General features: G+C 60.2%; 20 protein-coding genes. 8 read left to right on the top strand and 12 right to left on the bottom strand.

What is annotated here, in order from left to right:
* Positions 1-77: 77 nt before the first annotated feature.
* Both PSH86_RS20685 and PSH86_RS20680 read right to left on the bottom strand, forming a co-directional pair.
* Complete coding sequence (locus PSH86_RS20685) at positions 78-506, bottom strand: DUF2628 domain-containing protein (protein WP_163857748.1); 429 nt, start codon at positions 504-506, stop codon at positions 78-80.
* Positions 507-729: 223 nt separating this feature from the next.
* A complete protein-coding gene (locus PSH86_RS20680) occupies positions 730-1158 on the bottom strand; it encodes an HD domain-containing protein (protein ID WP_305484640.1) in 429 nt (142 codons plus the stop codon).
* Positions 1159-1317: 159 nt separating this feature from the next.
* On the opposite strand from PSH86_RS20680, the gene PSH86_RS20675 reads away from it, so the two are divergent.
* Positions 1318-2160 carry an FRG domain-containing protein gene (locus PSH86_RS20675; RefSeq protein WP_305484638.1) on the top strand — a complete coding sequence of 281 codons (843 nt, stop codon included), beginning with the start codon at positions 1318-1320 and terminating at the stop codon, positions 2158-2160.
* 62 nt (positions 2161-2222) lie between these two features.
* Here PSH86_RS20675 and PSH86_RS20670 read toward each other — a convergent pair whose 3' ends face one another.
* Together PSH86_RS20670 and PSH86_RS20665 are read right to left on the bottom strand one after the other, a co-directional pair.
* Positions 2223-2429 carry a hypothetical protein gene (locus PSH86_RS20670; RefSeq protein WP_027912993.1) on the bottom strand — a complete coding sequence of 69 codons (207 nt, stop codon included), beginning with the start codon at positions 2427-2429 and terminating at the stop codon, positions 2223-2225.
* A 232-nt stretch (positions 2430-2661) separates the two neighbouring features.
* Positions 2662-3873, bottom strand: coding sequence for an MFS transporter (locus PSH86_RS20665; RefSeq protein WP_305484635.1), 1212 nt, complete (start codon positions 3871-3873; stop codon positions 2662-2664).
* A gap of 127 nt (positions 3874-4000) precedes the next feature.
* On the opposite strand from PSH86_RS20665, the gene PSH86_RS20660 reads away from it, so the two are divergent.
* Positions 4001-4513 (top strand): anti-virulence regulator CigR family protein, encoded by a 513-nt coding sequence (locus tag PSH86_RS20660; RefSeq protein WP_305484633.1) that lies wholly within the window; start codon positions 4001-4003, stop codon positions 4511-4513.
* Positions 4514-4710: 197 nt separating this feature from the next.
* Here the strand turns inward: PSH86_RS20660 and PSH86_RS20650 are convergent, their stop codons facing one another.
* Positions 4711-6555 (bottom strand): sigma-54-dependent Fis family transcriptional regulator, encoded by a 1845-nt coding sequence (locus tag PSH86_RS20650; RefSeq protein WP_305484631.1) that lies wholly within the window; start codon positions 6553-6555, stop codon positions 4711-4713.
* A gap of 397 nt (positions 6556-6952) precedes the next feature.
* Between PSH86_RS20650 and PSH86_RS20645 the strand changes: the two genes are divergently transcribed.
* From PSH86_RS20645 to PSH86_RS20620, 6 genes are read left to right on the top strand one after another with little or no spacing between them, the layout of a single operon-like run.
* Positions 6953-8047 (top strand): ABC transporter ATP-binding protein, encoded by a 1095-nt coding sequence (locus PSH86_RS20645; RefSeq protein WP_053123386.1) that lies wholly within the window; start codon positions 6953-6955, stop codon positions 8045-8047.
* A complete protein-coding gene (locus PSH86_RS20640; RefSeq protein ID WP_109754633.1) occupies positions 8047-9156 on the top strand; it encodes an ABC transporter ATP-binding protein in 1110 nt (369 codons plus the stop codon). The genes PSH86_RS20645 and PSH86_RS20640 overlap by 1 nt, the downstream gene beginning before the upstream one ends.
* Positions 9153-10019: a carbohydrate ABC transporter permease gene (locus tag PSH86_RS20635; RefSeq protein ID WP_030142069.1), complete on the top strand. Its 867-nt coding sequence runs from the start codon at positions 9153-9155 to the stop codon at positions 10017-10019. The genes PSH86_RS20640 and PSH86_RS20635 overlap by 4 nt, the downstream gene beginning before the upstream one ends.
* 10 nt (positions 10020-10029) lie before the next feature.
* Positions 10030-10830: a carbohydrate ABC transporter permease gene (locus PSH86_RS20630; RefSeq protein ID WP_109754634.1), complete on the top strand. Its 801-nt coding sequence runs from the start codon at positions 10030-10032 to the stop codon at positions 10828-10830.
* Between the two features lie 10 nt (positions 10831-10840).
* Positions 10841-11113 (top strand): DUF2160 domain-containing protein, encoded by a 273-nt coding sequence (locus PSH86_RS20625; protein WP_057451631.1) that lies wholly within the window; start codon positions 10841-10843, stop codon positions 11111-11113.
* A gap of 42 nt (positions 11114-11155) precedes the next feature.
* Positions 11156-12898: an ABC transporter substrate-binding protein gene (locus PSH86_RS20620; protein WP_109754635.1), complete on the top strand. Its 1743-nt coding sequence runs from the start codon at positions 11156-11158 to the stop codon at positions 12896-12898.
* Between the two features lie 254 nt (positions 12899-13152).
* On the opposite strand, the gene PSH86_RS20615 is transcribed toward PSH86_RS20620, so the two are convergent.
* The 7 genes from PSH86_RS20615 to PSH86_RS20585 all read right to left on the bottom strand — a co-directional run bounded on the left by PSH86_RS20615 (position 13153) and on the right by PSH86_RS20585 (position 21268).
* Positions 13153-14091 (bottom strand): alpha/beta hydrolase, encoded by a 939-nt coding sequence (locus PSH86_RS20615; RefSeq protein ID WP_305484626.1) that lies wholly within the window; start codon positions 14089-14091, stop codon positions 13153-13155.
* Positions 14092-14179: 88 nt separating this feature from the next.
* On the bottom strand, positions 14180-14974 hold the full coding sequence (locus PSH86_RS20610) for a ChbG/HpnK family deacetylase (protein WP_305484624.1): 795 nt from the start codon (positions 14972-14974) through the stop codon (positions 14180-14182).
* A 10-nt stretch (positions 14975-14984) separates the two neighbouring features.
* Complete coding sequence (locus PSH86_RS20605) at positions 14985-16121, bottom strand: GNAT family N-acetyltransferase (protein WP_305484622.1); 1137 nt, start codon at positions 16119-16121, stop codon at positions 14985-14987.
* A 5-nt stretch (positions 16122-16126) separates the two neighbouring features.
* Positions 16127-16816 carry an N-acetyltransferase gene (locus PSH86_RS20600; protein WP_305484620.1) on the bottom strand — a complete coding sequence of 230 codons (690 nt, stop codon included), beginning with the start codon at positions 16814-16816 and terminating at the stop codon, positions 16127-16129.
* Positions 16813-18708, bottom strand: coding sequence for a hypothetical protein (locus PSH86_RS20595; protein ID WP_305484618.1), 1896 nt, complete (start codon positions 18706-18708; stop codon positions 16813-16815). Before PSH86_RS20595 ends, PSH86_RS20600 begins: the two co-directional genes overlap by 4 nt.
* A 242-nt stretch (positions 18709-18950) precedes the next feature.
* Positions 18951-20255 (bottom strand): oligosaccharide flippase family protein, encoded by a 1305-nt coding sequence (locus PSH86_RS20590; RefSeq protein WP_305484616.1) that lies wholly within the window; start codon positions 20253-20255, stop codon positions 18951-18953.
* Positions 20252-21268 carry a polysaccharide deacetylase family protein gene (locus PSH86_RS20585; protein WP_305484614.1) on the bottom strand — a complete coding sequence of 339 codons (1017 nt, stop codon included), beginning with the start codon at positions 21266-21268 and terminating at the stop codon, positions 20252-20254. Before PSH86_RS20585 ends, PSH86_RS20590 begins: the two co-directional genes overlap by 4 nt.
* Between the last annotated feature and the right edge of the window lie 2 nt (positions 21269-21270).

The following is a 21270-nucleotide window of genomic DNA, read 5'->3' as shown; positions in this document are numbered from 1 at the left end:
CAGGTATGTAATCCCCAGAAACAACAAACCCGCACACTCGTGATGAGGTGCGGGCTCTTGATGACTCAAGCCTGCAATCAGAGACGCATGCCCTTGAACGGGTTCCAGCCTTGCTCGCCTTTCACTTCTTTGAGGTAGTACGCGTAGTTGGTCATGAGTGCGTACATCATCGACAGGGCGATGCTCAGGCCCGTGTTCAAAGGCCGAGGAAACTCCATGCCGATGATTGCGAAGATCACGCTCAATGCGATGTTGATCGCCAGGAAAATCCCAAGCAGGGCAAGATTTTTCTTCCACAGGCCCAGGACGAACAGGTAGATAGGGCCGAAGAAAAACGCAATCACGTTGGCGTTGATGAGAATTTTCTTCTTGAAGCCAGGCAGCGTCTTGACGGCTTCCTTGTAACGCGGGTCGTTTGGTGCCCCATAGGTTTCAAAGAAATCAAAGCGTTCCTGCCACTTCGCGCTGTACTTACCGGCGCTTTGCACTTGTTCGGTGCTGCTCATTGTTTAAGGCTCCTGTTTTCCATGAATGTTTTTTTCTTCCGAGAAATCCTGTGCCCTGTGTTTAGAGCATTGATTGCCTTGGTCTTGTCGAGAGGGCTCAAGTGAATCGCGTGAGGTGCTTATTCTGCCGTTTTATGGTCGTCGCTGTGGAACATTCCATACTGGTAGCTTAAGCGCTCATCTGGTCTGTGACGTGCTTCACTCTATTTGTTTCAACGGGCTCCTACTGCTCCAAGGCCGTCAGGTAGTCAGTCGCCTTCCGGTACTTTTCAAGTCGGTCCAGGTCTTTCTGGCTTGGTTCGCTTATGCGAGATAAATCGCTGTTTTCCGCAAGGTCAGCCAGCTTCACTCGGCGCGCTATCGGGTCACGCGCAGCTCGCTCGATAAAGGCCTGGTAAGTCTCCCCCTCGCGCTTGGTGAGGGAGTCGATGGCGCCAACGACCGCCTCACTGAAGCCTTCATTGCGCAGGTCGGCGAGGGTTACAGCGGTATCTTCGACCACGTCATGCAGCACCGCCACAATGCGCTCCTGATCATGGGCCAGGCGCAGCATGACCTTCAGTGGATGCAAAACGTAAGGGGAGCCGCCCTTATCCACTTGCCCTTCATGGGCCTGCGCGCAAATCGATATCGCTCTTTCAAGAGTACTCATGACATTTACCTTTAGCGTAGTGGCAATTTGATGCTGTTTCGGGTTGAATGACGCCGTTTTAAATGGGGAAATGGGGCAAGGTGCGCGTTCAGCGCGAGCTTTATGACTGTTTGCCTTTGGCAAGTGAGTGGCTGATTTTTATTCAGGGAGTGAAGTGTTGTGTATAAAACCACGATTGTCGTGTCGAGTCTGACTGAGTACATCGACGCAGTTAAGAAGCTCAATAAAGAATCCAGTACGGTCCACGGGTCGGTATATCGAGGCCAAGGCAACGCTAACTGGGGGTTAACGACTTCTCTGGCTCGAAGCCCCAAAACCAGGTCAGGGGATTTGATCTCTAGGGCCATCAAGGCCTTCAGGAAATTCAACGCCGAGCGTCACGCCTATCATCAACTTTCTTCTCATAATGATTGGGATGCGCTTGCGCTTGCGCAGCACTACGGCATGCCCACTCGCTTACTGGATTGGTCGTTGTCGCCCTTGGTTGCGCTTTTTTTCGCGCTGGACGGCTTGAGGTACAAACGGATTCCTCTGATCGAGAATGCTGGTTTGATCGCTGGCTACAATGAAAACGACACGATTCCTGTCGATACGGATGATCGGCTTGGGATCGTTGAAAATGATGCAGCGGTGTATGTGGTGACACCTCGCGGACAAGGAGGTGAACACATCTGGGTGGAAACCAAGGCCTTGCCGGAAGACGTTTTTTCGAGCGTCCCGGAGGCTCGCGAAGACGGGTTCTGTTTCTACACGCCGAACTATATGAATGAACGGCTGAGGTCTCAAAGCGGGTTATTCAGTATCGGCTACGAGGTAGAAGACAGTTTTCCAGCATCGGAGGCGCACCAAATCATCATAAGAAAACAGAGCGTAGCGACGGTGTTCTCCGAGCTGTTGTTGATGAATGTTGGTTCCAAGCTTGTTTATGGCGACCTGGAAGGCTTATGCAAGGATTTGACGTTCACCAACTTTGGTGGTTTTGCCACTCGAAACTCTAACTGAAAGGTAGCCATCCAAAGTCGCCCGCCGCATAAGCGGGCGACTGATTCCAATCAACACCCAGGTCAAAAACTCAGCGCAGCCGCCTCTCCGAACGAGTGATCCTGTACACCCGTCATAAAGTGCAACGACATCTCCTGTGGCGCTTCGATGGGTGGAATTTCAAAACTCCCCACCACCTGACCCTGAAGCGCACTCAGCCGCATCGACTCTTCTTCCTTTAACTTTGCCATTCTCGCGTGGTTCGCTGCGATTTCGTTGAGAGTTGACACGGTACATCTCCGTTTGCTGACCAAGCATTGATTAATTTGCCGCCGCGTCAGAATTACGTCGTTCTTGGCTGCTGAGACAGGCCAGTGCAAACCCTGAGCCAGACGTGGCCGCTTGTTGACCCCGACACTCGACAGGTGACGAATGGCGGGGCAGACGTGCATTGACGCCAACAACGTTGCAACCATGCCTCAACAATAAGTCACTGATAATACAAACCGCTCTCCGGAAGGGTCAGTCGGTCTCGGCGCTGTAGACGCTTGACCGGTGTGTCGAATACCTGTGCACCACAACCACCCCGGCTCCGATCAGGCTGCAGGCAACCGCCAACAGCAGAATCACCTCTTGCGTTCCAACCGGCGCCGCGAGCACCGCGACCAACAGCCCCGCGAGCGGTTGCGACAGGTTGTTGAGCAGCGTGATGACGCCGACGGTCTTGCCGAAGTCCTGGGGCGGAATGACTTGCTGGCGCAGGGTGCGGAAGTAGACGTTGAACATTTTGTCGAAACCGACAATCAGCAAGAAACCGACGACGTAGCCCCCTGTGTTCGGGCTGAGCGCGGTGATGAAGGCGCCGACGGCAATCAGCGTGTAGGAGAGGGCGCCCAGTAGTTTCAAGGGCAAGGTCAGCCGGGCCAGGAGGAACAGGATGAGGATGGTGGTCACGGCACCGGCTGCCTGTAAACCTGCATAGTCATCCTTGCCGGCGCCGTAATGGCCGATGACCATGGCAGCCGAGGTGGCGAGGGTGACGCCGATGATCAGGTTGACGCCCACCGCCAGGCCGATGATTTTTTTCAGCTCCGCCAGGCGACGGATATGGCCGAAGGCGATGCGCAGCGGGTTCAGCCAGAGGTCGTGATGCTGCTCGAAGGTTTCCAGGATGACCGAACTGGTGCGCTGCCAGTACAGCATGGCCAGGTCCGCCAGCAGGAACAGCCCGGCAATCGCCAGTACCACCCAGTGCCACGCCCACACCTCAAGCAGCAGCGCAGCGACCAGCGGGCCCAGTACCAAGCCGGTCTGATCGGCGATTTGCGAGTAGGACAGGGTCTTGGTGTAGGTGTAGTGCTTGAAGATGTAAGGCATCACCACTTCGCGGGCCATGATGCCTTGAGTGGTCAGTACGCCACACAGGGCCGAAAGGGCGACGATCCAATAGATACCGCCGAAGACGCCATAGAGCGCGACCGCTACCCCGCAAGCTACGGCGCGATAAACCTGGCTGATGTGCAGGATGCGAATTGGCGGAAACTTGTCGCACAGCGCGCCGCAGATCGGGAACGACAGGTAGCGTGGCAAGGATTCGACGAAGAAAGCCAGGCCCGCCCAGGAGACGCTGTTGGTGGTCTGGAAAACAATCAGCGGGACGATGAACAGCAAAATCTGATCGGCCAGCCGGGAGAGGAACATCGAGGCGAAAAAAGCCAGGTAATCCTTGCGCATGGAGCTCCTTGATTGCGGGTTGAACGCGTCATTCTGTCCTGGCGACGACGGTAGCGTGATATGGAACTAATATCACCGTTAGTCTCTATATCTTTACAGGGGACATCCCTTTTTCGAGAGAACTGCCATGTTCAAATTGCGCTCGTTGATTGCTGCAGTTACTTGTTTCGCCCTGGCGGCGGGCCCTGGCATTGTTGTCGCAGACCCGGGCAACGGCAAGGGAAGCGCTCAATTCGATCAAGGCCCCGGTCACGGCCAGGGAGGCAAAGGCGGGCAGGGCAACAAGGGCGGTCAAGGAAATTCTGGCAACAAGGGCAACCAGGGCGGCAAGGGAAACCAAGGCGGTGGTGGCGGCGATTGGCATAACGGCCCGAGCATCGATCGCGGCGGCATCCTGGGTGTGATTGGCGGCTATCGCGATTACTGGAGCCCTGGCCCGGCATTGCCGCCGGGCATCCAGAAAAATCTTGCCCGGGGCAAGCCGTTGCCACCCGGTATCGCCAAGAAACTCGACGGTCGACTGCTGGGGCGGTTGCCGCACTATGACGGTTATGAGTGGCAACAGGTCGGCACTGACCTGATCCTGGTAGCGATCGCCACTGGCATCATCTATGAAGTGCTCAACGGGGCGTTTGATTGACCCGGTGTTCCAACGAAATGGCAGCCTCTTCGGAGTAATGCCAGTCAGTTGAGTGCAACTCTGTGGGAGCGGGCTTGCTCGCGAAAGCGTCGGGTCAGTCAACATCAATGTTGAATGACACACCGCCTTCGCGAGCAAGCCCGCTCCCACAGTTTTTCCGAGTTGTCTCAGGTATCGCATTCACCACAGGTTTCGTATCAGTTTTCCAGTTGCCGCAGGCGTTTGTACAAGGTATTGCGGCTGACCCCCAGCCGTCGCGCCAAGTGCGAGATATTCCCGCCCACCGCCTGCAACTGGCGGTTCAGGTCCTCGGCATCGTTAAGGTCCACCGTCAGCGGCTCCGGTGTTTCCACCGGCTCCATTTCCAGGTCGACAAAAAAGTCGTCGGGCAGATGCTCCGGGCGGATCGGCTGTTCCTCGGCCATCGCCAGGGCCACTTGCAGCACGCTGCTGACCTGGCGCAGGTTGCCCGGCCATGGATGGCGCTCGAACAGATCCAATACTTCGCGACTCAAACCGGCCCATTGGGTCGGTTCGCGGTGGTGTTCCCAGAGGCGCTTGAATAGCGCCTGCTTGTCACTGCGTTCGCGCAGCGGTGGCAGTTCCAGGGTCAGGCCGCCGATGCGATAGTACAGGTCTTCGCGAAACCGCCCCAGTTGTACCTGTTCACGCAGTGAGCGGTTGGTGGCGGAGATGATGCGGATGTCCACCGGGAACAGCTCGGCGCTACCCACCGGTTGCACGCAACGCTCCTGCAAGACCCGCAGCAGCCGGGCCTGGGTTGGCAGGGGCATGTCGCCGATCTCGTCGAGGAACAGTGTGCCCCGGTCGGCCTTGCGGATCAGGCCGATACTGCCTTTCTGGTTGGCGCCAGTGAACGCGCCTTTTTCATAACCGAACAGTTCCGACTCCACCAGCTCAGCGGGGATCGCCGCGCAGTTGACGGCAATGAATGGCTGCTTGCAGCGGGAACTGGCCTGGTGTAAGGCTTTGACGAAGACTTCCTTGCCGACGCCGGTCTCGCCATGGATCAGCAGCGGAATGTCCTTCTCCAGCAGGCGCTCGGCCTGGCGCACGGCTTTTTCCACGCGGCTGTCGCCGAAGTGCAGGGTGTTGAGGCTGATAGCGTTGCTGGCGGGCGCTGGTGCAGGCGCTGCTTCGGTGAAAACCCGGGCCTTGATCGACACTTGGCTCGGGCGCCTGAGCAAGCACTGGAAGCGATTGCTGCCGGATGCTTGCAGGGCGAACGGCAGGCCGTCGGGTTGGTTCAGCAGTTCCAGTAACGAGACCTTGAACAGGCTTTCGATGCTGACCCGCGACAGGCTCAAGCCCAGCAGGTTGTCGGCCCGGCGGTTGGCGGACAGTACCTGGCCGCTCTCATCGAAGATCAGCAGCCCGGCCCATTGGCTGTCGAGGTTGTTCAAGCCGGTGTTGAAGGTCAGTTGGAAGTGTTCACCGCGAAACAGGTTGAGGATCAGCCGGTTCTCCACGGTCTGGCTCATCATCTTGACCATGCCCAGGGTGTGGGACGGCGGCAGGTAGCTGTCGCTGGATACGTCCAGCACGGCGATGACCTTGCGCTCGGCATCGAAGATCGGCGCGGCGGAGCCGGTCATGAAGCGGTTGGCCTTGAGGAAGTGTTCATCGTGTTCGATGTGCACCGCCTGTTCGCAGGCCAGCGCGGTACCGATGGCATTGGTGCCGGTGCAGCGCTCCATCCAGCTCGCCCCGGCGCTGAAGCCATGGGCCAGTTTCGGCTCGATGAAACGCTGGGTGCCCCAGGAGGTCAGCACTTGGCCCTGGTTGTCGGCCAGCATGATCAGGCAGTTGGAGTTGCTCAGGATGTTTTCGTAATACGGCAAGACTTCCTGGTGGGTGGTCTGCACCAGCGAATGCTGGCTCTCCAGCAACTGGGCGATGCCTTGGGCGGGCAATGGGTCGAAGGCCGGCACGCTTTGATGGTTCAGGCCGAAGGCGCGGCAACGGGACCAGGATGCCTGGATGATGGCCTCGTGGGACAAGGCTGGAGCAGGTGCGGCCATGGGGCACTCTCGCAGGTGCTGTTTTTATTGTTGTGATCAGTCTCGCACATCCTCCTTGTGCTGGGGCAGCCTGAATATCACTTCATACACAGCCCCTTTTGTGGAAGCAAGTCTGCTCGCGATAGCGATAGATCTGATGCATTAATGCGGCTGACACACCGCTATCGCGAGCAGGCTCGCTCCCACAGGTGTTATTCAGTGTTGTTCAAAATTGTTCATTGTCAACCCGAGCGTTGTTCAGTTGTTCACTCATGATTGTTCATTTGTGTTCATCAATGAACGCCTTTTTCCTACAGATCAAGGGAAATACCAATCTGATCAAAGGCTTGTAATTTCTGGCACGGCTTTCGCTTTCTAGCTCGGGTCGCTTGACTCCAAATAATAAAAAGGCCGAGCCATGTCATTAAAGCTTGAGCACATCTGTCGCACCGTCGAAGGCCAGACCTGGATCGACGATGCCAATCTGAGTTTCGAACCCGGATCCTTCAACGTCCTGCTGGGCCGCACGCTGTCCGGCAAGACCAGCCTCATGCGCCTGATGGCCGGTCTGGACAAGCCCGACAGCGGCCGCATCCTGATGAACGGCGTCGACGTCACCAACCGCCCGGTGCGGCTGCGCAACGTGTCGATGGTTTACCAGCAGTTCATCAACTACCCGACCATGACCGTTTTCGAAAACATCGCTTCGCCGTTGCGCCAGGCCGGGGTGTCCGAGGAGGTTATCCAGGGCAAGGTCCTGGAAACCGCAAAAATGCTGCGGATCGAGAAATTCCTCAAGCGTCATCCGCTGGAGTTGTCCGGCGGCCAGCAGCAGCGCACCGCCATGGCCCGGGCGCTGGTCAAGGACGCCGAGCTGATCCTGTTCGACGAGCCGCTGGTGAACCTGGACTACAAGCTGCGCGAAGAACTGCGCCAGGAAATGCGCGAACTGTTCCAGGCCCGCCACACCATCGCGGTCTACGCCACCACCGAGCCCAATGAAGCATTGGCCTTGGGCGGCACCACCACCATCCTGCATGAAGGCCGGGTCATCCAGAGCGGCAAATCGTCCTCGGTGTATCACCAGCCGCAGACCGTGCTGGCCGCCGAGCTGTTTTCCGAACCGCCCATCAACCTCATGCCCGGACGCATCGCCGGCAATGAAGTGAGCTTCGCCAATTTCGTGCACTTCCCGCTGAACGTCGACCTGCGCCCGGTGGGCGAGGGCGAGTTCCGCTTCGGCGTGCGCCCCAGCCATATCTCCCTGGTGCCGAGCAACGACGACGACCTCGAACTGGCGGTGACCGTCGAAGTGGCCGAGATCAGCGGCTCGGAGACGTTCCTGCATGTGCGCAACGAACATTTCCTGCTGGTGCTGCACTTGCCAGGGGTACATGAGTACGACGTGGATGCGCCGATCCGCATCTACATTCCGACCCATAAACTGTTTGTCTTCGATGCCCAAGGCAAGCTGGTCCAGGCCCCGGGCCTGCGTATTGCGAGGGTTGCCTGATGGCTGAAATTCGTTTGCAGAACCTCGCCCATAGCTACACCAGCACCCCGGCGGGCCCTGAGGACTACGCGATCCGCGAGATGAACCACATCTGGGAGCAGGGCGGCGCCTATGCGCTGCTCGGGCCCTCGGGCTGCGGCAAATCCACCTTGCTCAATATCATCTCCGGACTGCTCAGCCCCTCCGAAGGCCAGGTGATGTTCGACAGCAAGGTCGTCAACGACCTGACTCCGGAGCGGCGCAACATCGCCCAGGTGTTTCAGTTCCCGGTGGTGTACGACACCATGACCGTGTTCGACAACCTGGCGTTCCCGCTGCGTAACCAGGGCATGGCCGAAGCCAGGATCCACACCAAGGTGCAGGAAATCGCCGAGGTCCTGGACCTGCAGAACCTGCTGGACAAAAAGGCCCGCAACCTGACCGCCGACGAAAAACAGAAAGTCTCCATGGGCCGCGGGCTGGTGCGCGACGATGTGTCGGCGATCCTGTTCGACGAGCCACTGACGGTGATCGACCCGCACCTGAAATGGAAGCTGCGGCGCAAGCTCAAGCAGATTCACGAGCAGTTCAACATCACCATGGTCTACGTCACCCACGACCAGTTGGAAGCCTCGACTTTCGCCGACAAGATCGCTGTGATGTATGGCGGCCAGATCGTGCAGTTCGGCACGCCCCGGGACTTGTTCGAGCGCCCGAGCCACACCTTTGTCGGCTACTTCATCGGCAGCCCGGGGATGAACCTGATCGAAGTCACGGCGCAGCCCGGCGGCGTCGGCTTCGGCTCGACCCACTTGCCCCTGTCCGAAACCCTGCAACAACGCGTTGCCCAGGCCCAGGGCAAAACCCTGAAGGTCGGTATTCGTCCGGAATTCGTGCATGTCTGGGACGGCCCATACGACGACGCGATGCGGGCCGACGTGGTCCACGTCGAAGACCTGGGCACCTACAAGATCCTGACCCTCAACCTTGATGGCGCGCCGTTGAAAGTACGCCTGGCCGAAGACAAGCCGGTGCCGGAAGGCACGGCGTACATCAGTTTTCCGGCCCAATGGTTGATGGTTTATGCCGATGAATACCTGCTGGAACCACTGAGCGAGGTGCAGCCATGAACAAGGTGCAGAACAACAAGGCCTGGTGGCTGGTGTTGCCGGTGTTCCTGCTGGTGGCCTTCAGCGCCGTGATCCCGATGATGACCGTGGTCAACTATTCGGTGCAGGACATCTTCGACCAGTCCAGCCGCTACTTCGTCGGCGCCGACTGGTACAAGCAGGTGCTGCTCGATCCACGGCTGCACGATTCATTGCTGCGTCAGTTCATCTATTCGGCATGCGTGTTGCTGATCGAAATCCCCCTGGGCATCGCCATCGCCCTGACCATGCCGACCAAGGGCAAATGGTCGTCACTGGTGTTGATCATCCTGGCGATCCCGCTGCTGATTCCCTGGAACGTGGTGGGCACCATCTGGCAGATTTTCGGCCGCGCCGACATCGGCTTGCTGGGTTCGACCCTCAACGGCCTGGGCATCAACTACAACTATGCGGCCAACACCATGGACGCCTGGGTCACGGTATTGGTGATGGACGTCTGGCACTGGACTTCGTTGGTCGCGCTGCTGTGCTATTCGGGGCTGCGGGCGATTCCCGACGTGTACTACCAGGCCGCGCGGATTGACCGCGCATCGAACTGGGCCGTGTTCCGCCACATCCAGTTGCCGAAGATGAAGAGTGTGCTGCTGATCGCCGTGATGCTGCGTTTCATGGACAGCTTCATGATCTACACCGAGCCGTTCGTACTCACCGGCGGCGGGCCGGGTAACGCCACCACGTTCCTCAGCCAGACCCTGACGCAGATGGCTATCGGTCAATTCGACCTGGGTCCGGCGGCGGCGTTTTCCCTGGTGTACTTCCTGATCATTCTGTTGGTGTCGTGGTTGTTCTATACCGCCATGACGCATTCCGACGCCAACCGTTGAGGCCCGCACGATGAGCAAGAGAAAGCTGATTCCGCTTTTGATCTACATCCTGTTCCTGCTGGTGCCCATCTACTGGCTGCTGAACATGTCGTTCAAGAGCAACACCGAGATCCTCGGCAGCCTGACCCTGTGGCCCCAGGATTTCACGTTCCACAACTACAAGGTGATCTTCACCGACCCGAGCTGGTACACCGGTTACCTCAACTCGCTGTACTACGTCAGCCTGAACACGGTGATTTCCCTGACCGTCGCGCTGCCGGCGGCCTATGCGTTTTCCCGCTACCGCTTCCTCGGGGACAAGCACCTGTTCTTCTGGCTGCTGACCAACCGCATGGCACCACCGGCGGTGTTTCTGTTGCCGTTCTTCCAGCTGTATTCGTCCATCGGCCTGTTCGATACCCATATCGCCGTGGCCTTGGCCCATTGCCTGTTCAACGTGCCGCTGGCGGTGTGGATCCTCGAAGGCTTCATGTCCGGGGTGCCAAAAGAAATTGACGAGACCGCCTACATTGACGGCTACAGTTTCCCCAAGTTCTTCGCCAAGATTTTCATCCCGTTGATCGGCTCCGGCATCGGTGTCACGGCATTCTTCTGCTTCATGTTTTCCTGGGTCGAACTGCTGCTGGCGCGCACGCTTACCTCGGTCAATGCCAAGCCGATCGCCGCGGTGATGACCCGCACCGTGTCGGCATCGGGTATCGATTGGGGCGTGCTGGCGGCGGCGGGGGTGTTGACCATCCTGCCGGGCATGCTGGTGATCTGGTTCGTTCGCAACCACGTGGCCAAGGGCTTCGCCCTGGGCCGGGTCTGAGGAGTCGATGATGGAATGGATGAACTGGACCGCCCCCACGGCGGCATTCTTTGGAGTCATCGCCTTGCTGCTGGCAGGCATGACCACGTGGGAACTGCGTTCGCCGAGTATCCCTCGGCGCGGTTTCCTGCCGATTGCCACCACCCGGGGCGATCGGTTGTTTATCGGTCTTCTCGGTAGCGCCTACCTGCATATGCTGGTGATCGGCGCCACCGACTGGAGCATCTGGATAGCGTTCGCGTTGTCTCTGGTGTGGCTGTTGGCAGTGATGCGGTGGGGCTAGTCGGTTCGCGATCAGGCTCTCAAACCCAAACAGGAGGTCTCTATGTTCAATAAAAACAATAAGCTGCGACATAGCGTTTCATTGGCAGCCATGCTGGCACTCAGCGGGCTGAGCGCTGCGGCCTGGGCCGACGCCTATGAAGACGCCGCTAAAAAATGGATCGGCAGTGAATTCAAGCCGTCGACCCTGACCGCCGAGCAGCAGCTCGAAGAACTCAAGTGGTTCATCAAGGCCGCCCAGCCGTTTCGCGGGATGAAAATCAACGTGGTGTCGGAAACCATCGCCACCCACGAATACGAGTCCAAGGTGCTGGCCAAGGCCTTCAGCGAAATCACCGGGATCCAGCTGACCCACGACCTGCTCCAGGAAGGCGACGTGGTGGAGAAGCTGCAGACCCAGATGCAATCGGACAAGAATATCTATGACGGCTGGGTCAACGACTCGGACCTGATCGGTACGCACTTCCGCTACGGCAAGACCGAATCGATCACCGACCTGATGGCCAACGAAGGCAAGGATTTCACCTCGCCAACCCTGGACATCAAGGACTTCATCGGCATTTCCTTCACCACCGCGCCGGACGGCAAGATCTATCAACTGCCCGACCAGCAATTCGCCAACTTGTACTGGTTCCGCGCCGACTGGTTCGAGCGCCCCGAGCTGAAGGCCAAGTTCAAGGAGAAATACGGCTACGAGCTGGGCGTACCGGTGAACTGGTCGGCCTATGAGGACATCGCCAAGTTCTTCTCCGAAGACGTCAAGGAAATCGACGGCAAGCGTGTCTACGGCCACATGGACTACGGCAAGAAAGACCCGTCCCTGGGCTGGCGCTTCACCGATGCCTGGTTCTCCATGGCCGGCGGTGGCGACAAAGGCCTGCCCAACGGTTTGCCGGTGGATGAGTGGGGCATTCGTGTCGAAGACTGCCATCCGGTCGGTTCCAGTGTGACCCGCGGCGGCGATACCAACGGACCGGCGGCGGTGTTCGCCACCACCAAATACGTGGACTGGATGAAGAAGTACGCGCCACCGGAAGCGGCGGGCATGACCTTCTCCGAATCCGGCCCGGTACCGTCCCAGGGCAACATTGCCCAGCAGATCTTCTGGTACACCGCTTTCACCGCCGACATGACCAAGCCGGGCCTGCCGGTGATGAACGCCGATGGCACGCCGAAATGGCGCATGGCGCCGTCGCCGCGTGGTCCGTACTGGGAAGAGGGCATGAAGCTGGGGTATCAGGACGTGGGTTCCTGGACATTCATGAAGTCCACGCCGGAGAAACAGAAACTCGCCGCCTGGCTCTACGCGCAGTTCGTGACGTCCAAGACCGTGTCGCTGAAAAAGACCATCGTCGGTCTGACGCCGATTCGTGAGTCGGACATCAACTCTCAGGCCTTGACCGACCTGGCGCCGAAACTCGGTGGCCTGGTGGAGTTCTACCGCAGCCCGGCCCGTGTGCAATGGACCCCGACCGGGACCAACGTGCCGGACTATCCACGCCTGGCGCAACTGTGGTGGAGCCACATCGCCGAAGCCGCAAGCGGCGAGAAGACCCCGCAACAGGCCCTCGATGGGTTGGCCAAGGACCAGGACGCGATCATGACGCGCCTGGAACGCTCCAAGGCCCAAGCCACCTGCGCCCCGAAAATGAACCCCGAGCGCGACGCGCAATACTGGTTCGACCAACCGGGCGCACCGAAGCCGAAACTGGCGAACGAGAAGCCTAAAGGTGAAACGGTGAGCTACACCGAGCTGTTGAAATCATGGGAGGCGGCACGCAAGTAAAGCCCCACGCGTGAAAACGAACGGCACCGAAAGGTGCCGTTTTTTTTTGCGTGCGCTTGCACTGCTATCGTGAGCAGGCTCGCTCCCACATGGTCTGTCTTGGGGTGACCAAAGCTCCATGCACACCGCCAACCCCTGTGGGAGCGAGCCTGCTCGCGATAGCGGCGGGTCAGTTGCAGCGATGTTGACTGGGCTGACGCTTTCGCGAGCAAGCCCGCTCCCACAAGGGGGGTGGTGATCTGAAGGGAGAGTGATCAGCCCGCCTTGGCCGGGCTGGCCAGGGCGTTTCCAGCCACGGGCGCGGGTGAGCTTTTCATCAGGGCATCCAATGCCTGCCGGTAGCTTTTCCCCGCCAGACTCATGCTGTTATTGTGCGTCGCGCCGGGCACCAGCAACAGACGCTTGGGCTCCCGGGCGGCGTTGAACAGCTGCTCGCTGAACCGGGGCGGTACGTAGCGGTCGGCGGCGCCATGGACAATCAACAGCGGCATGTTGATCTCGCCGATTTTGTCGATGGAGTCGAACTTCTGCGACAGCAGCCAGCGCACCGGCAGGGACGTGTTCGCCATGGCGGTTGCAACATCGCCCAAGGAAGTGAAAGTGGATTCGATGACCAGGCCTCGGACCTGGGCACCGCCATTCTTCGCCGCCTCCTGGCCCAGCTGCGCAGCAAGGTCTACCGCGACGGCCCCACCCAGGGAATGACCATAGATCAGCCGCAGGGCCGGGTCCGGTTGCAGTACCTTGAGACGTTCCCAGGCGATGCGTGCATCTTCATAGACGCTGGCTTCCGACGGCAGATCCCCATGGCTTTTGCCAAAACCACGGTAATCGATCGCCAGCACCGAATAGCCCAGTGCCCTCAGTTGCTGGATACGAAACAACTGGCCGGTCAGATTCCAACGCACGCCATGCAAGTACAGGATGGCCGGAGCGTTCTTGCGTTCGGCCGGCCACCACCAGCCGTGGATATTTTCCTCGGCCTTGAAGCTCTTGGGCTTGAGATCGAATTCCTGCACGCTGCTGGGGAGCCCACTGAACCAGCTCGCTGTTCCCGGCTCGATACGAAAGACCAGCTCGCGTTCCTTATGCTGCAACACTGCACAGCCCACCGGCAGGCCGATCACCAATGCGCTCATGCACAGCCAGGCCAACCAGCGTCGTTTCAGGCGAGAAAGTAAGAGTGAAGACATCGGTGCAATTCGCTACTGCAAACGGAATATGCCTTGTAGCAGATTCTCCGGAAGTGGCGCAGGGATTTCTGTCGGATGCGGCTCCCTGTCAGTGCACATCCCCGTACTCAACCGGCGTCAACACCCGCGCGGTGCGGCCATAGGCGACCTTGGGCACACCCGCCAGGCGCTTGTACAGTACCTGGGTCAACGAGTCTCCCGGCATCAGGCTGGCATCGCCAAAATCCCCGTCCAGTTGCAGCGGATGCACGATAACCTCGAGTGAGCCATGTTCCGGTGGTGCGGCATGGTCCAGGTCGGCTGGGGTGCAGACGTAGTCCGCTGTCGCACCGCACAAGCCGCGCATGCGCCGGTTGAGCAGGGTCTTGAAAATGCGCTTGGGCATGGTCAAGTTCGCTCCCAGGTTGCGCGCCAGGCGCATGGGCACGCCTTGCCTGGCGGCGAAGCGGGCCACCAGTTCGCCGATGGGCCAGATGTTGTGCACGTGTTGATGGGAATCAAGGTGGCTGGGACGCAGGCCATGGTCCAGGCAGTGCTGCCATTGCGCCTGCAATTCATCCTCCACGGCCGCCAAGTCCTTTGAACCCAGGCGCAGGCAATAACGCGACAGGTTCAGGTCGAACTGCCCATAGGCATCGCAAAAGAGCGGTCGCGATGTGATCGCCCGGCCCAGTGGCGGGCCGTAGCTGAGGTTGAAATGCAGGCCGATGTGGCCGTCGAGCAGCGGTTGCCTGGCCAGTTCACACGCTTGCTCGAACCCTGGCATGTTGGCCATCGCCGTGGCCGAGCTGATAATGCCGCTTTCGAAGGCTTGCAGGATCAGCGCGTTTTCGCCGAGGCTGAGCCCAAAATCGTCAGCGTTGACGATCACTTGACGAGGCATTCGTGTGCTCCTAGTTCTTTGCGGGGGGCAATGCCGTCGTCGCGGTTGGTTTGGTCCGGCGTTTGCCAAGCCACGGCTTCAGGCTTTTCCATAGCCGCAAGGCAAATCCCAGGAGCAGGCCACCGGGTTGCCATGAGTAAAAACTCCAGCGCCAGTGCTCCAGTTGGCCGGTCATGCGTTCGTGCAATTGGTGGCTGGAGCTCTCCAGGCTGACGCGCGATGCATCGATCCAGCGCCAGTTGTCGTCCAACCCCCAGCGAATCCACTCTTCGAGCAATACCCGACCGCTGCCCAGGTCGGCGTGCTGCGGCAGGAACGCCAGGTTGTAGTCGTACAGCCGTCCCTGGTCCAGCAAGCCGAGGCGATAGCTGATGCATTCGCCGTTCAGCTCCAGCATCACCACCCGCACCAGGCCTTGGGCGGCGAAGGCGGTGAAGGCGAGGTTCATCCATTGTCGACGCCTGGGATCGGCGAAGATGCCAACGCCTTCCTCGCCCTTCCAACTGGCCGCCTCGACATCAGCGAGGCTGCGCAACAGTTGCCCCATGCTGATGGCGTCCGGCGTCACCCGACGGATCTGAGCGCCACAGGCGGCGATCCGCTTGCGGGCCCGGCGCAGCTTGTAGCGCGGGTCGCCAGAGATTTCCTGGTGGTCGCTGTCGCTGATCAGATGCACCGGAACCCGACAACTCAGGCGCCGCTCCCCGGTGGAGCTCAGCGCCATCCAGCCACTGAGCACGCTTTGCTCACCGACCGGCTCGACCACTTCATTCAATTGCAGCAGCGCGTGAGGCAAGTGCTGACGGATCTGCATCAGCGCCAGGCTCATGTCTTCGGCGTCCAGGCGCGCCAGCAGGGCGATGCGGTCGGCCATTGGAAAACCCAAGTGATGCAACACCCGGAACCGCAGCCCGCCGATACGTTCAAGGCCTGATATCAGGGGCAGGAAAAGGCACAAGGTCTGGTCCTGCCAGCCCAGCAACACATGCAATTGCTGCTCGGGCAACAGGGCCAATTCCGCCGCTTGCAGCCAGGCCAGGGTGTTGAACGGCGTTGCGTCGGCCACCTGGGTTCGCAGCTGTTCATAAGCTGATACAGGAAAGTCCGCCGCGCCCAGGGAGCGACACCATTGGAACCGGATCGTCATGGGGATCAGGCCGCCGAAGTCGAGGCCGCCGGCCGGGCCTGTTTACGAAAAGCGTCCAGTACCGTGCCGGTGTAAGACGTATTTCGCAGAAACCGCCAGCGACCGAGCAAGTGGTACAGGTGGGTGATCTGCCCGCGCTCCTGGAAGCCCATGCGAATATGCATCTTGATCGCCTGGATGTTTTGCAAATCGCAAACATCGACCATGGTGTTGCAACCATGGTCCGCCATGACTTTCCATACCTCCAACTGCATGTCCGCCGATATTCTGGAACCCCAGTATTCACGGATCGCCTCGCCACCGAACTGAAAGTATTCGCCAGGCTTGATCGGAAAGTTGCAGTGATAGAAATGGCGGTCGAAATAGTCCCGTGTACTGGCCCAGGCGAAACCCACGGTGTCGCCCTGATCATCCAGATACATCAAGCCTGTGTAGCCTTCGGCCGCCAGCTCGCGCATGGTTTTGACGCGGTCGCCGAAGTGCCGGGCAAAAGCATCGGCATTGGCGACGGTGATGAACTCCAGGCGCATCGGTGGGTAGGGCTTTAGGTTGTGTGGGGGGAGCGGGGTCCGTATATCGTGCTCCAGCCACACCAATCGGGTGTGGGAAAATACGTAGTGTTTGCGTAGCTGCTTTAGAACGGCGCGCAGACCTTTTTTCTGAATGCGATCACGCAATGTTTGCAGAGCGTTCATGGTGCCTCCTGGCGGGCGGCAGGTTGGGGGGAAAGGGAAGCTGTCCAACTGAGGGCGAACACGGTTTCCCCTGGCAGGAGAAAACCGACCTGGCCGGCCTTGCAATCGAGCGGAGCGCTTTGGCTGCGGTTGTCCGGGCCGAAATACACTAGGGTCATGCCAGGTTGAGGGCAGATCGTGCCGTCGAGGCTGACCCGATGAGCCCGCGTGCTTTTGTTCACGCCCAGCAGACTGCGTTGCTTCCCGGTGGCCATGGCCAGGGCGTCGACTTCAAAGGCGTCGTTGTCCAGGCGCAGCACTTGGTCGAGCCAATGCTGTTGAATGAACTGCTGGGCCAGGCCCACGGGCTTGAGCTCGAAGTGCTGATCGTCCAGCACCCGCACCATGCCTTTGGGATACTCCGGTTCGTCGGCGGCCATGAACCAGTTGAGCATGTCCAGCCAGCCGTCGGCCGAGGCGTTGATGGCCACCGATGTCCACCACAGGGCGGCGTAATGGGTTTCCTGATCGTAAGGGCTGAGACTCGAGCCACTGGACATATTGGTCTGGTCCAACAGCAACGCCTTGCGCGGCCGACCCTGGCTGTCCAGTCCCACCAGGTTGGCGGCCTGACGGACACTGTCGCGGTAGACCCGGGTCGCCAGCAGGTCGCGGACCATCCATTCATGCCAGGCCAGGGCGTCGATCTGGTCGTCGGACGTCGCCAGCAGGCGCCGTGCCCAGTCGATCCCGCGCTTGTCAGCGGCATTTTCGATGAAGGGGCCGTTGGTGAACTGGGAGCTGGCCGGCATGGCGATGCGGACACCGGCTCGTGCGTTGGCAGGATCGGCGCGGACCTGGGCAGCCATGCTCTGGAACAGTTGCTGGAAACTGGCGAAGTCTGGGTAATTGAGGTTCGGCTCGTCGGCAAAACTGAGGTAATGGAGGCTTTTGCCGCCCAGCGCGCGGGTCGACGTGAGCCAGGCTTGCAAGCCGTTGTGACTGGTCCGGTCGTCCTTTAGCTCTACCTGGCGCTGGCTGCGGGCCAACAGGGTGATGTTTTGGCTGATGGCGAAGCGGTCCTGGTACAAGCGTCGGAAGGCATCTTCATAATTGGCCCTGGCCGCCGTGATATCGACGAAGCTGTAAAGGGTCGCCGCCTGGGGTTTGAGCGCGTCGAGCACGGCGTAGGTGGACGGCGGCAATAACTCGTAGGGTAGGGCCGTGCCCAGCTTGGGGGTCGTGCCGAGCGCCTCGTCGTACAGTTTCAGGTGAGTCTGCCCCTGATCCTGGCGCACCGGTTGCAGGTGCGCCGGGTCTTGGGCGAACAGGTTGGCGGTGCCGTCCAACCAGAACGCGACCTTGCCGTTGCCTTGCAGATGCAGGCGCCAGATTTGGTCCACGTCCGCCACCGGCAGGGTCACCTGGTCGAATTGCCAATAGGCCCGTTGTGGCTTGAGATTCAGTTGCAACTGCTTGCCGTCCGCGACTCGCCGGACTTGCAGCGCACGTACGCCGCCGTGGAACTTGCCGGCCAACACCGCCTGTTCGCCGGCTGCCACTTTGAAATACAGCTCATCGCCATCGTGGGTTTCAGCACTGAAATGCACCTTGGCCGGGGCAAACAGGGCGCGGGTGCGCACGTCGTGCTCAACGCTATAGCGCCGGAAACTGTAGCCGGGAATTTCCAGCCGATAACTGGCGGTGCCGGGCAGCAGGGGCCATTGTTGCTCTCCACGCACCTGGTCGGCCTTGATCAGGCGCTCACCCGCCAATCGTCCCTGGCCGTCGAGCAGATACAGGTGTTCGGTATTGGCTTCGGCTTGCCAGGCGGGCACCCAGCGCACGGTGACAGCGTCCTGGCGGTCGGTTTGCAGGTACAGGCTGCCGTCACGGATGCCGGTCCATTGCATGGACGCGCCGTGGACCGAAGTTGCCAGCGCGAGAAGACATAGGCACGCGCCGATCTTCCACTGTGGGAGCGAGCCTGCTCGCGAAGAGGCCTTCAGCCTCAACATCGCCGCTAACCGACCCACCGCTTTCGCGAGCAGGCTCGCTCCCACAAGGGGGGTGTGGTGGACACAGGTGTTCTGTCCGGCACCGGACCCTGTGGGAGCGAGCCTGCTCGCGATGGCGGTTTTGCCGACAACGGTATTCACGCGGATTTCCCCAGTAGCATCTGACGCATTGGCAGCAAATCGCTGGGCAGGATGATCAGCGTCTGCCACAGCGCCACGCCGCTGAGGCGGCAATACATGACAAGCATTGCCAGGGTGACACCCAGGTAGGCGGTCGAGGACGCGGCGGCAGCGCCGACGATGCCGTAGCGCGGGATCAAAATCAGGTTCAACGCCAGGTTCAACAGCGCCCCCCCGCCCATCAGCAGCGAAACGGTGCCGGGGCGGTTCTTGCCCAGCAGGTCCAGGCGCAGGATGCTCGCATAGCACAACCCGAACACCCCTGGCAGCAGCGCCAGCAGGGCCGGGTACGCCGGCTGATAGGCGATGCCGAACAGGGTGACGATCAGCCATTCGCCGACCAGGACCATCCCCAGGCAGGCGCCCAGCATGGCCGTGGCTGTCAGGCGCAAGGCCAGCGGGGTCAGGCGCTTCATGTCGCTGTCCTGCTGCAGCAGGCGTTTCATCAGTGGCGTGGTGACCGCTTCCGGCACGATATGCAGCAGTTCGGCCGCCGCGCTGGCCATGGCGTAGTGCCCTAGCGCCGTGCTGCCCAACAGCGCGCCGATGAACAGGTAATCCGAACGCGTCATCAGTTGCTGGAACAAAAGGTCCGGATGACTGCGGACACCGTAACGCAACAGTTCGGTCTGGCCGGCGCGATCCCAGCGCAGGGTGACCGCGTGATCGCGACGCAACCACATCCAACCCGCCAGCACCACCAGGCTCAGGCCCGCCAGCCAACTGATCAGCGCCGCTTCCAGCGCCGTGTCTTTCCACATCCAGAACAGCGCCACGAACAGCAACAGCGGGACCAAAGATTCCATCAGCCGCAAGGCGTTGAACACGCCGACGCCGCCGGAGGCGTTGTGCAGCGTCAGCAGGCCGGTCTTGAGCGCCGCCAGCGGCACGGCCAGCAACAGCAGCCAGGCCAGCAGTCCCAGTTGCGTGGTGACGTCCAGTTCGGCGCCGAACTCACGCACCAGCGCCACCACCAGCAGCGTCAGCAACCCCGCCAACAGACAACCGAAGACCAGCACGTGGCTGAGCAACAGGCTCATCGAGCGATGCTGCGCAGCCTGATAACCGACGGCGGAATTCAGGCCCCCACTGGTGGTGGCACTGATCAGGTCCGGCAGGGTGCTGAGCAGCGCCAACAGCCCGCGTTCGCTGGGCCCGAGGATCCGTGCCAGCAACACGTTGCGCAACAGGCGCAGGCCGATCATCGCCAGGCTCGTGCCCATGCTCATCACCAAGAGCCTGAGGTAACGTGCACGGTTCATGAGCGGACTCCTCGGCGAATACGCCAGGCCAATAACTCGGGGTGACAGGCGTTGCGTTGGCTGACGCCGAAACGTGGCAGGTTCAGGGGGTCGCCGTCATGGCGATACAGTCCGGCCTCGGTGCCCAGCGCGAACGGAAAACCGTGGGCCGCCACCTGCTCGCGCACACGGGCGTCATTGTCCCCGTTGGGGTAGCAATACACCGGCAAGGGTTGGGCACAGCCATTTTCCAGGGCCGTCCAACTGCGGGACAGTTCTTCATGCAGGCGCTGGTCGTCCAGCCCGGTCAGGATCGCGTGGCTGGCGCCGTGGGGACCGAAACGCACCAGTCCGGAATCTTCGAGCATGCGTACCTGGGACCAGTCCAGGGCTTGGGGTTGGGAGCCCTGCGGGCAGGCGTCGGTGAGGTCGCTCAAGATGCGTGGATCGAGGCTCTTGAGGCTCTGCAGGAAATGCATCAGCGCCAGGCTGCGGCGCTCGTCGTCGATGTCGTCGAGCAACACCGGCAACGGCCGACCGGCGTGCTGCAAATGCTCGATCAGCGAGCGCCGCGCCACCTGCCCATGGCTGCCCCACAAGGTTTCGCCGATGCTCTCCCACCAGAAATGCTGGCGACTGCCGACGAAGTCGGTGGAGAGGAAAATGCTCGCCGGCATTTGGTACTGGCGCAGCAGAGGAAAGGCGTTCATGGCGTTGTCGCGCCAGCCGTCGTCGAAGGTCAGGGCCACCCGGGGACGGTTCGGAATGCTTTCAGGGTCGGCCAGCAATAAGGTCATCAATGGCACGCATTCAAAGTATTGCTGCAACCAGATCAACAAATGTTCGAACGCTTCGGGCCCCACGCACAGCTCGTTGCGATGAGGCAATTCGGCGGCGCGGTCGTTGTTCAGTACCCGGTGCAACATCAGGATGATGCCGGCGCCACTTAATGCGTGGCGACCCAGGGACGTGTTCAGGTACAGCCAGCCGCCGGTACGCTTGATTGTGGTCTTGATACGGGTATTGATCGGCATGT

The sequence above is a fragment of the Pseudomonas sp. FP2300 genome (genome assembly GCF_030687595.1).
Classification (GTDB): Bacteria; Pseudomonadota; Gammaproteobacteria; order Pseudomonadales; family Pseudomonadaceae; genus Aquipseudomonas; species Aquipseudomonas bijieensis.
Note: the sequence above shows the minus strand (reverse complement) of the source record. Positions and strands in the feature narration are given on the sequence as shown.